The 16,062-nt window shown below is 48.8% G+C and carries 13 protein-coding genes; 9 read left to right on the top strand and 4 right to left on the bottom strand.

The features are described 5' to 3' along the window. Window positions 1-136: 136 nt before the first annotated feature. From ACJJIP_RS14805 to ACJJIP_RS14790, 4 genes are all read left to right on the top strand, one after another. A complete protein-coding gene (locus tag ACJJIP_RS14805; protein WP_020411667.1) occupies window positions 137-1,234 on the top strand; it encodes a DUF2066 domain-containing protein in 1,098 nt (365 codons plus the stop codon). A gap of 1 nt (window position 1,235) precedes the next feature. Further along, entirely contained in the window at window positions 1,236-1,949 is a 714-nt protein-coding gene (gene hda, locus ACJJIP_RS14800; protein WP_444945450.1) for a DnaA regulatory inactivator Hda, read from the top strand. A 216-nt stretch (window positions 1,950-2,165) separates the two neighbouring features. Further along, window positions 2,166-3,101, top strand: coding sequence for a universal stress protein (locus ACJJIP_RS14795; RefSeq protein ID WP_020411669.1), 936 nt, complete (start codon window positions 2,166-2,168; stop codon window positions 3,099-3,101). 452 nt (window positions 3,102-3,553) lie between these two features. Continuing rightward, window positions 3,554-5,371: a DUF885 domain-containing protein gene (locus tag ACJJIP_RS14790; RefSeq protein ID WP_444945449.1), complete on the top strand. Its 1,818-nt coding sequence runs from the start codon at window positions 3,554-3,556 to the stop codon at window positions 5,369-5,371. A gap of 77 nt (window positions 5,372-5,448) precedes the next feature. On the opposite strand, the gene ACJJIP_RS14785 is transcribed toward ACJJIP_RS14790, so the two are convergent. Both ACJJIP_RS14785 and ACJJIP_RS14780 read right to left on the bottom strand, forming a co-directional pair. Next, the gene (locus ACJJIP_RS14785; protein WP_444945448.1) at window positions 5,449-7,326 is read right to left on the bottom strand and encodes a DUF885 domain-containing protein; all 1,878 of its coding nucleotides are present in this window, start codon (window positions 7,324-7,326) and stop codon (window positions 5,449-5,451) included. Window positions 7,327-7,558: 232 nt separating this feature from the next. Continuing rightward, window positions 7,559-8,140, bottom strand: a complete 582-nt coding sequence (locus ACJJIP_RS14780; protein WP_020411673.1) for a superoxide dismutase — start codon at window positions 8,138-8,140, stop codon at window positions 7,559-7,561. Between the two features lie 332 nt (window positions 8,141-8,472). Between ACJJIP_RS14780 and ACJJIP_RS14775 the strand changes: the two genes are divergently transcribed. Beyond that, window positions 8,473-9,228 (top strand): hypothetical protein, encoded by a 756-nt coding sequence (locus tag ACJJIP_RS14775; protein WP_282951285.1) that lies wholly within the window; start codon window positions 8,473-8,475, stop codon window positions 9,226-9,228. Window positions 9,229-9,379: 151 nt separating this feature from the next. After that, window positions 9,380-10,888: a fumarate hydratase gene (locus tag ACJJIP_RS14770; RefSeq protein WP_444901983.1), complete on the top strand. Its 1,509-nt coding sequence runs from the start codon at window positions 9,380-9,382 to the stop codon at window positions 10,886-10,888. Window positions 10,889-11,073: 185 nt separating this feature from the next. Here ACJJIP_RS14770 and ACJJIP_RS14765 read toward each other — a convergent pair whose 3' ends face one another. Next, window positions 11,074-11,991 carry a LysR substrate-binding domain-containing protein gene (locus tag ACJJIP_RS14765; protein WP_026304906.1) on the bottom strand — a complete coding sequence of 306 codons (918 nt, stop codon included), beginning with the start codon at window positions 11,989-11,991 and terminating at the stop codon, window positions 11,074-11,076. 212 nt (window positions 11,992-12,203) lie between these two features. Here ACJJIP_RS14765 and ACJJIP_RS14760 point away from each other — a divergent pair, with 212 nt between their 5' ends. Next, a complete protein-coding gene (locus ACJJIP_RS14760) occupies window positions 12,204-12,890 on the top strand; it encodes a sterol desaturase family protein (protein ID WP_444945447.1) in 687 nt (228 codons plus the stop codon). Between the two features lie 20 nt (window positions 12,891-12,910). Here ACJJIP_RS14760 and ACJJIP_RS14755 read toward each other — a convergent pair whose 3' ends face one another. Next, a complete protein-coding gene (locus ACJJIP_RS14755) occupies window positions 12,911-14,734 on the bottom strand; it encodes a DUF885 domain-containing protein (RefSeq protein WP_444901981.1) in 1,824 nt (607 codons plus the stop codon). Window positions 14,735-14,996: 262 nt separating this feature from the next. On the opposite strand from ACJJIP_RS14755, the gene ACJJIP_RS14750 reads away from it, so the two are divergent. Together ACJJIP_RS14750 and ACJJIP_RS14745 are read left to right on the top strand one after the other, a co-directional pair. After that, the gene (locus tag ACJJIP_RS14750; protein ID WP_020411679.1) at window positions 14,997-15,341 is read left to right on the top strand and encodes a 4a-hydroxytetrahydrobiopterin dehydratase; all 345 of its coding nucleotides are present in this window, start codon (window positions 14,997-14,999) and stop codon (window positions 15,339-15,341) included. 213 nt (window positions 15,342-15,554) lie between these two features. Beyond that, window positions 15,555-16,022, top strand: a complete 468-nt coding sequence (locus ACJJIP_RS14745) for an OsmC family protein (protein ID WP_444945446.1) — start codon at window positions 15,555-15,557, stop codon at window positions 16,020-16,022. The last annotated feature ends 40 nt before the right edge of the window (window positions 16,023-16,062 follow it).

Below are 16,062 nucleotides of genomic sequence, written 5' to 3'. Positions count from 1 at the left end.
CTCGGGGCTGAGAGAAGTCGCCGACGCTGATACAATAGCCCCAATTTTTATCCTAACCGTGGATTTTGGCGTCTTGCGCATCAATAACAATTTCGTGCAAGCTCACGGGGTGGAATGAGGTTTGGAGAGAAATCCTATGCACAAGCTGCTCCGGCAGGGATTGGTGTTGCAGTTACTGGCACTGCTTTTCGGTGCGCTAAGCCTGCCAGTCCAGGCTCGAGTTATCTCGGATCTATACGAAGTGGTTGAAGCCGTGCCCAGTCGTGGCGCTACAGACCGCGCGGCTGCGGGTAGCCGGGGACTCGAGCGGGTATTTGTGCGGGTTACAGGGGATGCCGCTATTGGCAGTAACCCCAATCTGCAATCGCTCCTGCCAAAGGCTCAACAGTTAGTACAGGGCTATCGCTACACTAGCGAGAACAATCAGCTTTATCTTCATCTCTCTTTTGACCCCCAGGCTGTCTCCAGGCAAGTTCACCAGCTGGGTTTACCTATGTGGCCAAATAACCGCCCAGGCACTTTAGTCTGGCTGGCCGTAGATACACTGCAAGATGGCCGCAGTGTCCTGCGTGAAGAAGATGCTCCAGAATTATTCTCTGTGCTTGACGCTATGGCCATAGAGCGGGGCGTTCCACTGGATTTCCCGGTGATGGATCTCAACGATCAGCGCAATATGCCTTTAGGGTCCCTCTGGGCTCAAGACGAGGCAGCTGCCGAACGTGCGGGTTTTCGCTACCGACCCGATGCTACTCTGATGGGGCGCCTATTGCAGGCTTCCGGCCGCCGCTGGCAGGCAGATTGGCTGCTGTTACACGGTGGGCGCAGCTATGCGTTCGACAGTAATGGTGGTTCTTTGGAAGAGGTGGCCTTACGAGGGGTTAACCAGATGGCTAACTTGTTAGCCCAGCGCTATGCGGTGCGCCCAGAAGGACAGGATGCTGAATCTGGAGCTGTGATTGTTGAACTGTCTGGTGTTGGTAGTTTTGCCGACTATACCGAAGCTTTGGCTTACCTGCAGGGGTTGGCTCAGGTGAGCAGTGCTCAGCTGCTCTCAGTGGAGAGCGATCGAGCGCGCTTGGCCTTGGTCACCTCTGTGGGGATGCGCAATTTACGTGATGCCCTGGCACTAAACCATAAATTGAGGGCACAGGGCCACGGGGACCCCATCGACCTGAGTGGAAACCGTGCCCCACTGGGCAGTGCTGACAATCCGTTGCGTTATCGCTGGGACTGAGATGAGTATTCCGCAGCAGTTGCCACTGGGCGTCTCCCTCCGGGACGATGCCACTTTCGATAACTTCTATCTGTCTGAGATGGACCCCAACCGTCAGGTTGCAGCCATGCTTCAGTCGTTTGCAAGTGGGCAGAACCCCGAGTCGGCAGTGTATATCTGGGGGGAGGCCGGTAGTGGTGTCAGCCATTTGTTACAGTCGGCCTGCCAAAGTGCCGAGGCCAATGGTCGTACGTTCCAATACCTGCCTATGGCTGAGCTGATGGCGATGGACCCTCTGGTGCTTTTGGATGGCCTTGAGCAGCTGGATCTGGTTTGTATTGATGACCTGCACCTTTTGGAGGGGCAGTCACAGTGGCAGACGGCGATGTTCCACCTATACAATCGGGTTAGGGATAGTGGCAGGCAGCTGTTGCTTGGGGCGCGTAAGTCCCCCCGGGGGATGGACATTGCCCTCGCGGACTTGCAGTCACGTCTTCAGTGGGCTCTGGTATTCCAGCTACAACCCATGAACGATAAGGATAAGGTAGCTGCACTGCGCAGGCGCAGCCGCTTGCGTGGTTTTGATTTGCCTGAGGATGTGGCCCAATACATATTACACCGCGCCCCTAGGGATACCCGGGCCTTATTTCTGTGCTTGGAGCAGTTGGATAGAGCTTCCCTGATGGCACAGCGCAAAATCACCATCCCCTTTGTGAAGCAAGTGCTGGATATCTAATTGGTTAGAGGATTGACCGGCGCTACACTGCGCCGGTAGTTTATCTACAAAAATATTCTACTCCCGGATCTTTTCTCAGATCCATCAGATGCCCTTATTGGTCCTTTTTTTTTGATTTTCCCTCGCCCCACAATATCAAGTGGTGACGGCCTTGGGGCTCGTGCGTAAATTGCTGTCCCTGCTTACTTCCGAGGCTCACAGCCAGAGGAGATTGATATGCCAAATGTTCATAGAATCCTCTATGTGAGTCACGCTGCGGAAGATGAAAGTAGCGGCTTATTGCAGGCATTTGCAGTTGCTCGCAATAACCATGCGGATATTAAGGTTTTGTTAGTGTGCCCTGCAGTACCTGAAGGTTTTGAGGATTTTGGTGAGTTGTGTGAAAAGGCCATGCTGGAGCGGGTAAGGGGGGAGATTGCTTCAGCCCAGGAGAGGATGAACCTGCCCAAGGATCAGATAAAACTGGAAATAGAATCTGACTGCGGTCCACGCCCCGCCGAACGGGTGATTCGTCGGGTTCTTACCGGGGGCTATGACTTGGTCATTAAGAATGTAGAAGGGCGCACCCAGCGTAAGGGTTTTAAAGCTATTGATATGGAATTATTACGTAAATGCCCTTGTCCGGTTTGGTTATGTCGGCCGATAGAGCGTACTCACACTGATATTCGGGTTGCAGTGGCAATAGACCCAGAGACCGATGCGGCTAGTACTTATGATCTGGCAATTCGCCTGTTGCGCTGGGCTAGGGTATTGGCGGATAGCTGCAGTGGCACCCTACATGTAATTTCCTGCTGGGACTATGACGTGGATGAGTATCTGCGCCGCCATTTTCCGCTCAGTGCTTCTGAAGAGGAATTGGATCAGGCTACCGAGGCTGCGCGATCCCAACATCGCTCGAAGCTGGATGTGCTGATCCGTGCATCGGGCATTGGTGGAGACATACAGGTCCATCACGTGATTGCCCATCCTGATAACTATATCCCGCTGCTAATCGATGAGGAAAAGCTTGATTTGTTGGTGATGGGAACGGTGGGGCGCGCGGGAATACCTGGATTTATTATGGGTAATACCGCAGAGAATATCTTACAAAAAGTTAGCTGCTCTCTCCTAGCGTTAAAGCCCAGTGATTTTGAATCCCCTATTAAAATTTAATTTTTGGATTCTTGGTTAAGGTGCAATTGATATATTAATTTCTTTTGTTTCAAGTTATTAGATTTTTTTCAGGGTCTTTTTTTCATCTTTCTTATATGTTGGGTGGCTTGGGGTTTTAGTTTCTTTTGATTGTTTTTTCTGAGTGAAAAATTCAAGAAGGTTATTGTCTAGAGACAGTATGGCCTGGTATTTCTGAATATTGCTTTTATTTAGCTGTTTAACTCTTATTGATGTTATCAATATTTACATATTGATTGCCAAATTACTTGTTCCTTGGTGCCAGTTGGGTTTTATTTAAGTCGGGGCGTTTCAAGTGGCTACTTACCTAAATTGATTTTCAGTTGGTGTTTTGTCGCTCAATTCTACTTATTCGTCGCACTAAAAAGCCAGAGCGGTTGTGCCAGACCTCATTATAGAGTGAGAATGGAGTCACAAGTTAGGAGGAGAAGATAATGATAAAAAGGATATCCAAATGGTTAGGCGGGATACTATTACTCGGGGTTGTAGCAGTATCGGTCTTTGCTGTCAATGCGATCTATTTTAAACCCTGGTCTATCAATGTGTATTTCGAGCGTGCTTTTATTAAGCTCGGCAGCACCAGTCCAGAGATTCTCTCCCAACTGCGGGTGTTGGAGCAATTTGGTATCGATGGGCACAATGCTCACCTGGATGATGTTTCTGAAGAAGAACAGCAACGCCAGATGCAAATGATTAAAGATGAGCTGGCAGTGCTGCAGGGGTATAACCGCGAGGAGCTAAACGGGCAGAAGGCAATTTCATACGATGTGTTTGCTCACTTTCTTGGCAATATGGTGGAGGGAGAGCGGTGGAAACATCATAATTATCCGCTTAACCAGATGTTTGGGGTACAAAATAGCTTGCCCGAATTTCTTGCCGAAGTACACCAGATCAATAATGTCAAAGAGGCAGAGTATTATCTCTCCCGGCTAAGCGAGGTTGATAGAAAGTTCTCCCAGGTGCTTGACGGGTTAAGAATCCGTGAACAGAAAAAAATTCTACCACCTCGCTTTGTTATCGATAGTGTATTGGAGGAGATGCAAGGTTTTATTGCTGTTCCTGCTCATGAAAATATCCTCTTTACCTCTTTGCAAGAGCGCTTAGGGAAAATTGAAGGATTACCGGAGCAGGAGCGCACACGTATTCTGGGTAGGGGTGAGGCTTTGATTGATGCGGAAGTTTATCCTGCATATAAAAGCCTGATCGCTTATTACCGTGAGTTGCAACCACAGGTCTATGAAAATAATGGGGTTTGGGCATTACCGGATGGTGATGAATTTTACGCTTACCAAGTGCGCAGTCATACATCCACTGATTTGAAACCGGAGGATTTGCATCGTATTGGTCTTGAGGAGGTTGCTCGTATTGAAGGGGAGATGAGCCGAATTTTCGCCTCGGTAGGCCAGGATAGCGGCAGTATCAGTGAGCGTTTCGCGGGGATTAATAATGACCCCCAGTTCCTTTATGAGGATTCTGATCAGGGGCGTGAGCAGATCATAGCCGATTATCAAGCGATGATTGATGAGGTAAATACGGGCTTGGGAGATTACTTTGATATAAAGCCGGCGATGGGTGTTGAAGTTCGTCGTGTGCCTGAATTTAAGGAGCAGGGGGCTCCCGGCGCCTATTATAATCCCCCGGCTATGGATGGTTCTCGCCCCGGTGTATTTTATGCAAACTTGCGAGATGTTCATGAAACCAAGAAGTTTGGCATGCGCACCTTGGCCTATCATGAAGCTGTTCCCGGCCATCATTTTCAATTGGCGATAGCCCAGGAATTACAGGGGGTTCCCACTTTCCGAAAAATGGGTTTATTTACTGCCTATGCCGAAGGCTGGGCCCTCTATGCTGAGCAGGTAGCGAAGGAGGCTGGTTTCCAGGAAAACCCCTATGATGACCTGGGTCGACTGCAGGCGGAAATGTTTCGTGCTGTGCGATTGGTTGTGGATACCGGCTTGCATCACAAACGCTGGAGTCGTGAAGAAGCAATCGAGTATATGGTGGAAAAAACTGGTATGACAGAAACTGAGGTTACCACTGAAATTGAACGTTATCTTGTGATGCCGGGCCAAGCCCTGGCTTATAAAGCAGGGATGTTGAAAATCCTGGAGCTGCGTGAAAGGGCCCGTGAAAAATTGGGTGGCGACTTTGATATTCGACAGTTCCACAACGTGGTCTTAACTAATGGAGCCTTGCCATTGGCAGTGCTTGAGCAGCAGGTGGACAGCTGGATCACAATGAAAAAGGGGTAATGCTTTTTCGTACCCATAAAATAAAAAAGCCGCTCAATGAGCGGCCTTTTTATTGGAGTTACTTTTGTTATATGAAGCTAGCTATTCGCTTTCACTTGTGCGACCCATTCATTCACGAGCTCTTCCAGTACATCAAGTGGCACTGCACCATTGGCTAGAATAGTGTCGTGGAAGCCGCGAACATCAAACTTGTCACCAAGCTCTGCCTTGGATTTCTCGCGCAGCTCGACAATCTTGAGCATGCCGATTTTATAAGCGGTCGCCTGGCCGGGCATGACGATATAGCGTTCGATAGCCTTAACTACATCGCCTTTTGGGTTGGGGGTATTTTCCACCAAGTAGTCGATGGCTTGTTCGCGAGTCCATTTCTTGGCGTGGAGGCCAGTATCCACAACCAGACGGCCTGCGCGCCACAACTCCATAGCTAGGCGACCAAAGTCAGAGTAGGGGTCTTCATAGAAACCCAGTTCCTTGGGAACCAGCTCTGAGTAGAGCCCCCAGCCCTCGGTATAGGCCGTGTAGCCACCGTATTTGCGGAATTTTGGAATATCCTGAAGCTCCTGGGCGATAGAGAGCTGCATATGATGGCCGGGGATACCCTCATGGTAAGCCAGTGCTTCCATTTGATAGGTGGGCATATCTGACATGTTGTAGAGGTTGGCGTAGTAAATGCCGGGACGGGACCCATCTGGAGCAGGGCGCTGATAGAAGGCTTTGCCGGCAGATTTTTCACGGAATGGCTCAACAGCTCTTACATCAAGTTCAGCTTTGGGCTTGGTAATAAACAGCTCATCCAAACGCCCTTTCATGGTGTCGATAATAGCGGTGGCTTTCTCCAGGTATTCCGCCTTACCTTCCTCTGTAGTGGGGTAGTAGAACTGCTTGTCGGTTCGCATGAATTCGAAGAATTCCTGCAAGTTACCCTCGAACTTTACTTTGCGCATGATCTCACGCATTTCGTCGTGGATACGTGCAACTTCTTTGAGGCCTGTCTGATGGATTTCATCAGCAGTCATGTCGGTAGTGGTGTATACACCCAGTCGGAATTTGTAGAAATCCTCACCATCAGCCAGTTTCCAGGCGCCGTCGTCGGTGGTGGCTTTTTTCTCAAGCTCCTGCAAATAGCCGATCAGTTTTTCATAGGCGGGCCCCGTGCTCTCTTTCAGCGCGGTACTGGCTTTGTCGATGAGTGCTTGTTTCTGCTCTTTGCCAATATCCAGTTTTTCTACTTTGCCTTTAAAGTCAGCAAACAGAGGGCTGTCTTTATCACCGTTAAAAGGTGCACCATTGATCAGGTTTTGCGAATCACTGATCACGTAGGGGAATACGAATTTTGGTACAATAGTGCCGGCTTCAGCATTGGCTTTCAGTTTCTCTTCCAACTGGGAGAAGTACTTGGGCATTGCATTCAGGCGCGCGATATAAGCCTCAGCATCACTTACATCGTCAATGCGGTGCTGGCTAATAAGTAGGGAGGCCGCACTGGTGTGTGTGGCGTACATCTGGTTGACGGGATAGCTGTGGTTGCGCCACTTATAGCCCTCGATATCCTGTTCCAGGTTACGCTTGGCCAAGCGCAAGCTCAGTCGGGTGGCTTCGTCCAGGCTACTGGGGTCAATTTTGTTTAGTTCAGCCAGCTGACGCTTGTCAATTTCCAGGGTTTCTTTGGCGAATTCCGGGGAGAGATCGTCCCACTTATCGTAGTCCTCTTTTTTGCCCAGGAATGTTTTGAATTCTGGGCTGCGGGAAAGATGCTCCTGGAAGAAGTCCTCGAACATCTGGTTAACCTGTTTGATGGCTTCCTGGCTTACCTCGGTAGTGGTGTCTTGTGAGGCTTTGCTTTCTGCTGCAGGAGCGGTCATATTCTGCTCCGCTGTGTTCGGTTTGCCGCGGTCACAGCCGCTGATAACAAGAGCACTTATGGCAGCTGCGATCAGGGTCGGTTTCAACTTCATGAGCATATTCCCAGTGTTCGGAGGTTCGTTGCTACTTTGTGCCACTCAAGTGGCATTCTCTAGGTTTTCGTTGCTATGGAATTTGCAGTTCCAAAGCGCACAGTAGAAGGTATTGTGCGCACTTGTGGTGCTTTTGGCCAGAGGCAGTTTCCCTCCACTTCGGTGTCACAGTTGCGCCCTGACCAAAAATAAAAAAGCGGGCACAGGGCCCGCTTTTTAGGTGAACTCGCGATTAAGCGAAATTCTGGTTTACAAATTCCCAGTTCACCAGATTCCAGAAGGCTTCCATGTACTTCGGACGCAGGTTGCGGTAGTCGATGTAGTAAGCGTGTTCCCACACATCGCAGGTCATCAGGGGAGTTACACCCTCTTCGGTCAGTGGAGTAGCTGCATTGGAGGTGTTCACGATTGCAACTGAGCCATCAGCCTTTTTCACCAGCCAAGTCCAGCCGGAGCCAAAATTGTTAACGGCACTGGTGGTAAACTCTTCTTTGAATTTTTCAAAGCTGCCGAAAGCGGCAGTGATAGCTTCAGCGATTGCGCCAGTGGCTTCGCCGCCGCCGTTGGGGCTCAGGCAGTTCCAGTAGAAAGTGTGGTTCCACACCTGGGCCGCGTTATTGAATACACCACCAGAGGAGGACTTGATGACTTCTTCCAGGGATTTGTCAGCATCAGCGGTGCCTTCCAGCAGGCCGTTCAGTTTATCTACGTAAGTTTTGTGGTGTTTGCCGTAGTGGTACTCCAAAGTCTCTTCGGAGATATGTGGGGCCAGGGCATTCATCGCGTAGGGGAGTTCGGGCAATTCGAAAGCCATGGTGTCTTCCTTCCTTTGTTTTCGGGTTATTGGTGAGAGCATTCTACACGCGCCGTTTGCCAGAATTAAGCCGGCGCGATTGAATAGGGGAATTTGGGACGATTTCCTCGAACTCAAGGGGGGGGTATATTGATGACAGTGTGCGACTGTCGTCTATTCTTACCAGTGGCCGCTTACTTTTTCGTCAATTTTTGGTATAACTGCCGCAGAATTCGACGAATCTGTCTCGGCTTTGATTGCCACATAGTATTCGATTTACCGGTACCTGGCTGGGCTGTTTTGAACCAGCCGGTACCGAATTCAGCAGATTTAGCTACCGGGTGTATTAATACATGCAACGCAGAGAGCCCACACTGGACGGCAGCGCCGCTATTGAACCAGCACTGGACCCACGGTCACAAAGAGAGAGTGAGACGGCGACTGAACCGCAGGTTATTGTTGAAGAGCGCCGCGGAGGTTTTTCCTTCCTCGGTATGTGTGCACTTGTCCTCGCAATGGGCGGGCTTGCCGCTTCAGGTTTTCTCTACCAGCAGTGGCAAGAGAGCCGTACTCAATTGGTTAATGCCGAAAACCGTATTGCCGATGCGGAGAGCCGGATTGCCGAGCTGGAGAAGCGTTTTAATCTCTCTGACGAGGAATCCACGGCATCTGTTGAGGTGCTAAATGCTAAAGCCAAAGAGAACTCCTCTGAGATTCGTAAACTCTGGGGTGTTGCTTACGATACTAACCGCAAGAGTATCACTGCGAATAAAGCAGCTGTTGCAGCCAATAAGAAGCAGGTTGCTGCACTCAATACCAAGCTGGGCAGCCTCGATGCCAGTGTGAAGAAGATTGCCGCTGTTGAAACTGCATTGTCGGAGCTGCGCAAGAGTAACACCGACAGCAAGCGCGAGATGACGGATAAAATTTCGCGTTTGGAACGACAACTAGCTTCTGTGCGCAGTGACCTGACTATGCGTGTTGGCGCTAATGAGGAAGCTGTGGAGTCTATCGACGCTTATCGACGCTCTGTTAATAAAGATCTGGTGCAATTGCGCGATGCAATTCGCTCCCTGCAGGCCAGCGAGCCAACTGCCTCATCTATGTAGGCATTGCGAGAAATAAAAAAGGGCGAACCCTATGTTCGCCCTTTTTTATTGCCCTGATAAATCAACAAGTCCCTTGCCAAATCAATAACCGGTCTATAACCCTACATTTCGTGTAGAATCGCCGGCCTTGAGACGTTAATCGGAGTTGGGTATGACCACTATCCGCCAGGATGATCTGATCGATAGCGTGGCTGACGCGCTGCAATTTATTTCTTACTACCACCCACAGGACTTCATTCGGGCCCTGAACAAGGCTTATGAGAAAGAGGTCAACCCGGCGGCCAAGGACGCCATGGCACAGATACTGATCAACTCACGTATGTGCGCCGAAGGCCATCGTCCCATTTGCCAGGACACGGGTATTGTGACCGTGAAGCTGAAAGTGGGCATGAATGTGCGCTGGGACGCTGAAATGGGTGTCACCGATATGGTGAACGAAGGTGTGCGTCGTGCCTATAAGAATGCCAGCAATGTGCTGCGAGCTTCTATTCTTGATGACCCTGACGGCGCGCGTAAAAACACTGGTGACAATACTCCAGCGGTCATCCACTACGAGATTGTACCCGGTGATACTGTCGAAGTTTACGTAGCGGCCAAGGGGGGTGGCAGTGAAGCCAAGACCAAGTTTGCCATGCTGAATCCGTCTGACTCCGTAGTGGACTGGGTTTTGAAGATGGTGCCGCAGATGGGCGCTGGTTGGTGCCCGCCGGGCATGCTGGGTATCGGCATCGGTGGTACTGCTGAGAAAGCCATGTTACTGGCTAAGGAGTCACTCCTAGATCCTATCGATATTCAGGAGCTGCAAGAGCGCGGCGCCTCCAGCCGTGCTGAAGAGCTTCGTTTGGAGTTATATGATTCCGTAAACAAACTGGGTATTGGTGCTCAGGGGCTTGGCGGACTGACCACTGTCCTGGATGTAAAGATTAAGGATTATCCTACTCACGCAGCTAACAAGGCAGTGGCGATTATTCCCAATTGTGCCGCTACTCGTCATACGCACTTCACTCTGGATGGCTCTGGCCCCGCGTGCCAGACTCCGCCGAAGCTGGAAGACTGGCCGGAAATTACTCGTGAAGCTGGCAGCAACACTCGCCGTGTCAACCTGGATACCGTCACTGCAGAGGATGTGCAGAGCTGGCAGCCCGGTGAAACCTTGCTACTGAATGGCAAGATGCTTACTGGTCGCGACGCCGCTCACAAAAAAATGGTGGATATCCTAGCGAAAGGGGAGAAGCTGCCAGTGGACCTGACTGGCCGCTTTATCTATTACGTAGGGCCGGTAGATCCTGTGCGGGATGAAGTGGTTGGCCCCGCAGGCCCAACTACCGCGACCCGTATGGATAAGTTTACGCGCACTATGCTCGAAGAGACTGGCCTGCAAGGGATGATCGGTAAGGCAGAGCGTGGCCCAGTGGCAATTGAAGCGATTCGTGACAATAAAGCGGTATACCTGATGGCTGTGGGCGGCGCAGCGTACCTGGTAGCTCAAGCGATTAAAGCCTCCAAGGTAATTGCTTTTCCGGAGCTGGGTATGGAAGCCATCTACGAGTTTGAGGTGGAGGACATGCCAGTAACCGTAGCTGTCGATAGCCAGGGTGAGTCTGTGCATACCACTGGACCGTTGATCTGGAAGGCAAAAATTGAGGAGGGCGTCGTCTAAGGGCTGCCTCAATTTATACAAGCCGGGTCCGCGAGGTTCCCGGCTTTTTTTGTCTTCAAGCTTTTAGGGATTAAGTTTGGCGGGACTAGGTTGTCATCTCAGCTAGTCACTGTAAACAGGCATAGTAAAAGCCTAACCTAATGCCTCAATTAGATTCATCCTGGTGCAGCACACTCCAAAAGCCTCTACATACCCAGCTCTGGGTAAAGCTGCAAAATGGTTTCTCTTAACCAGCGATGGGCGGGGTTATTGGTTTGTGACTTATGCCAAATCAGCTGCAGGCTGACCTTGGGGAAGTCCATAGGCAGCTCAATTGTACGAACAGGTAGTGCTCGGTAATGAGAGAACTTCATCATCCTTGCGGGTACAACGGCAATTAAATCGGTGGTGGCGACTATATGAGGAAAGGAGGATAGGTGTGGGACACGCAGACAAATATTGCGCTGCAATTTATTCGGTCTGGCCAGCCTCTCCATCGGTGAGCCTACGGGGCTTCCCCTCAGCAATGATATTTGTGGTATTGATTGAAAATCCGCTTCAGAGATGGATTTTCCTACCTTCTCATTATGCTCTCCTGCGATCACCACCAATTCCTCTTCGGCAATAATCAGGCTGCTGTAATTGGGAGATTCTAATGGTAAATAATCGATAATTAAGTCGACTTCACCATTGCTTACCATTCTGGAAGTCATCTCTGATTCGTCAGGCAATATTGTGAGCCTTATCCCAGGTGCATACTCTCGTAGCCAGGCACTGAGTCCTGGAATCATAAGGGTTTCCACCACATCGGGTAGAACAATCGAGAAATCCCTTTCTGCCTCATGATGTTCAAAGTCGAGTTGCTGAAAGCTGGATCTCACTGCTCCAAGAGCGGTGTGAATGGAAGGGTGTAGTGACAGGGCACGCTCGGTAGGGCGTAGCCCTTTTGCGGTGCGGATAAAAAGGGCATCGTTATAGGTGGATCTCAAGCGCTTTAAAGCGGCACTTACTGCAGGTTGGCTCATGTGTAGCTTTACTGCAGCCCTAGTCAGGTTACGTTCGACCATCAGGGCATCAAATACAGGCAGTAAATTCAAGTCCATTGATCTGAGATGACTCGACATTATCAATCTCACAAATAATGCTGTTAATTATTATTTATTAGAATTCAATCATCCGCCTGATTATATTTCTGGTCAATCAAATTCTTAAATTTGCTAATGCAATTGATGAGGGGCACCCTTTACATCACTTCTAGAGAGATGTGATCAAACAGCCTGATTCTGATTGTTTATATAGCTTTACGGAATACCAACTCTAATAAAAAGGAGCAGATATGTCGATCAATCACGATGCGGCTACTTTCAGAGCCGGGTACCGGGCACGAGTGAAGAGCCGTTACAGCGGGTGGTTTCATCTATCGGGTATTCTGGCTATTGGCGTCGGAGTTTGTATTTACTGCATATTTCAGTTGGATATGTTAAAACCTTGGGAGTTATTAGTGATCCCCGTAGGGGTTGTTCTATATAACTTTTCTGAATACGCAAGTCATCGTTGGGCTGGTCATAAAAAAATTAGAATTGCAGGAGTTTTTTATCGCAGACATACTGGGGATCATCACAGTTTTTTCTCTCCGCCCCTGTTTTCAATTGATACTACCAGAGACTGGAGGATAGTACTTTTCCCTACTTACTTAACGGCAACTCTTGCTTTAGTGATAGCCCCGAGTTTAGGGTATTTTTTTTCTATTTTCTTGTCGATGAATGCTGCTTACCTCTTGATTGTGACTATTGTAGTAAATCATTTGGGTTATGAATTGTTGCACTTGGGATACCACCAGCCTCTGGATCATTGGTTTCATCGAGTTCCCGTTCTGCGTGAGTTGGCTCAACTACATCGTATACATCATCAACGTAACTTGATGAATCAATGTAACTTTAATTTGACTATCCCCCTGTTTGATTTTTTGCTGGGTACTTTTCATTGGGATTCTATTGGGTATTGCCAGAAGAGCGAGAGTTAGAGCTCTAAAACGTATTTGGTTCAAATAGATCCCGTCTCCTCCAGCTGGGTCAACATTAGCTCTCGAATTATCGGTACAGGTGCATTACCAAAGCTGAGAAATTCTTCGTGAAATTCTTTTAAATTAAATTTTTTCCCGAGTTTCTGCTTTATTTCATCACGCAGAGAAAGTATGTCAGTGTAACCCGCGAAATAACTGGTTAACTGTACTTGGCTCAAGGTGGCTCTCCGCCATTTGCCCTCAGCTTCAGCCTGCTGTTGGAATGCGCCCTGAATCATCAGCTTAAGTGCATCGGCTTCATTAAGGCCTTTTACTTGAACTTCATAATCCAGGATTGTATTGGTGATAGTGCGCAGGTTCCACTTGTAATACATCAGCCACAATTCTGGAGAAAAGTTACCATATCCAGCTTCTAACATCATACGCTCAGCATAGACAGCCCACCCCTCGATCATGGCTCCATTACCTAGAATACTTTTTATAAGGCTGGGGGATTGGTTGGCATAAACCAACTGAGTATAGTGTCCCGGGATGGCCTCGTGGATATTGAGGATCTGCAGGGTGTAGTTATTGTATTCTCGTAGCAGGCTGTCAGCTTGATTGTCGCTGAGCTGTGCCATAGGCATTACATTGTAATAGGTAATGGCATTCTTATTGTAAGGTCCAGGAGCATTGATGGAGGCAACAGCAAAACCTTGAAGGTAAGGTGGAGTGGTGCGTACAATCAGAGGTTTGTTTTTATCCAGTGTTAGCAAGTTATTCTTAGTTACAAAAGTGGCTAATTCTGGAATTTGTTGTTCAACCTTCTCCTTAAAAGTATATTTTGTGGCATGGTGTTCGGATAGTTTATCTAGTACCTTTTGGATCTTGAGTTGCTTATCTGAAGGTGGGGCTTCTTTAGGATAATATCTGGGCCAGAGTTTTTCTGATAGCTCTAGCATTTTATCTCGAACTAATATCTTTTCTTCCATTGCAAGCTCGTAAAGTTCGGCTGCACTTATACCAATCTGGATATCAAAATTGAATTTTTCCTCGTAGAGTTTTTCGCCAATACGAAAATCGCGGAATTTTCCAGTTTTTTCCAGTTTTTTTTGTAGTTTCTTCAGGAATGTAATATAGCCTTGGATAGCCTGGCGAGTTACTTCCAGGCGCTGTTGGAAAACTGCTTTTTCATCGTCGAACAATTGGCTGTTTACTGCTTTCTTTTCTGTCTCTTCACCGAATACTTCCATGGCCCCTTCATTTTGCTGGATAGCCAGTGCCAGTTGAGGGGCGGCGGGCCTGCGGATGTTATGCATAGCAGCTTGATAATATTCCGGTACCTTGCGCATACGAGTACTAAAAGTTCGTAAGCGTTGCTCTAAAGGTGCATACTCCGTATTCAATATAAGGGCAAAAGGATGAGAAACATTGTAATTGGAGGGGTCCCATTCAAAAGATTTGAAGGTGGTATATTCCCACTGTAAACGCAGAAGGAAGTTTAAGATCAATGCCAAGTCAGTACGTGCGTTGATGCTCAGCTGATCTATGTTCAGTGCATTAAACTTTTCTTCATAAGTCTCTGCAAAATCCAGCAAGTATTTCCGGTAGGCCTTATTGGGTACCTGTATCTGGGTGGCGACATCATAGTAGCCCTCACGAACAGCCCAGGACGGAAAAAGACGCCAGAGCCCATTAACGAACTGTTCACTCAATTGCTGGAAAGTCAGCTCTGTCTCAGCCCGCATTTCTGCGATAGTTTCGGACTCCGGGGGGGTAATACGGTTCTTATCCAGACTCTGTGGACCGCAGGCACTAGTTGAGAGGAATGACAGTAATATCAACATACACAAAAGGGCTTTCATAAGAGTCCTTGCTTCGCTGAGCTTCTAATACCTGGGGGCTGTTCAAAAATTAACACACTTGATGGCGTTGCTGCGGCTGGTCGGCACCAAATGTCTCCAACAGTGGCTTACCCCGCTGCTTTTAGCAGGCTGTTTCATATTGGCGTGTTAAAACCGTATAAAATGCCTTTTTTGAGTGTGTGCTTGTTTCGTTGGGGAGCCCCGGTTAGAGTGGAGCCCACGCTAAATAGCCGATAATAAACAAGGTGTTGAGGACTCATTTATGACCGAACTCGCCCAACAACAATGTGAAGCCTGCCGAGCAGATGCGCCCCTGGTCAGTGATAACGAACTTCCTGGATTGCTGCGTCAGATCCCAGATTGGACCCCAATGACCCGAGAGGGCATCATGCAACTGGAGCGCGTGTTTAAGTTCCGTAACTTCAAGCAGGCTCTGGCGTTTACTAACCGTGTTGGTGCTATTGCGGAAGAGGTGGGGCACCACCCCGCGTTGCTTACCGAATGGGGTAAGGTTACTGTGACTTGGTGGAGTCATGAGGCTAAGGGCCTGCACAAGAATGACTTTATTATGGCTGCACGTACTGACCAGCAATTGGATGCTGAGTGATAGCACCTCTGGGGCCGCTCTGCGGCCTCTGTCCCTAAGTGCCCGGCCCTGACCCCAGGTTGGAAATGATCATCGAAGATACCTGCCAACTGGCTGCCCTCTCTGGAAGTCCCCGAGTAAGCCCGTAGATTTCAGACAATCAGTCAAAATAGCAGAGAAAGACTCTATCTGTAAGAACAGAAATTGTGTGCCCTGGATAAAAGGAGAGAGATTTTGTCTGAGTACACTTCCACAGTAGTCTGGCAGCGCGACGACCAGATTTTTACCGATAATCAATACAGTCGCGCTCATATCTGGCAATTTGATGGTGGCCTGTCCGTCCCGGCTTCCTCCTCCCCTCATGTGGTTCCCATTCCATATTCGGTTGCAGAGAATGTTGACCCGGAAGAAGCTTTTGTCGCTGCACTTTCCAGTTGCCATATGCTGTTCTTCCTGGCCATTGCTGCCAAGCGAGGTTTTGTGGTGGATGAGTATCGTGATGAAGCAGTTGGTCTAATGGATACGAATAAGGAGGGCAAATTGGCAATGACCAAGGTTACTCTGCGCCCCCTGGTGCGTTTTTTTGGAAATAAGAAGCCCAGTAGGGAGCAGCTGGAAAAAATCCATCATCTTTCACATAAACAGTGTTTTATTGCCAATTCTGTTAACTCGGAAATAGTTACAGAAATTCGCGAGGATTAGCTGACCTATTAAGTGTTGTGATTTATTAAGGGGTATTTAA

Source organism: Microbulbifer variabilis (genome assembly GCF_052467165.1).
The sequence above is the reverse complement of the archived record's forward strand: the minus strand, read 5'-3'. Positions and strand labels throughout refer to the sequence as shown.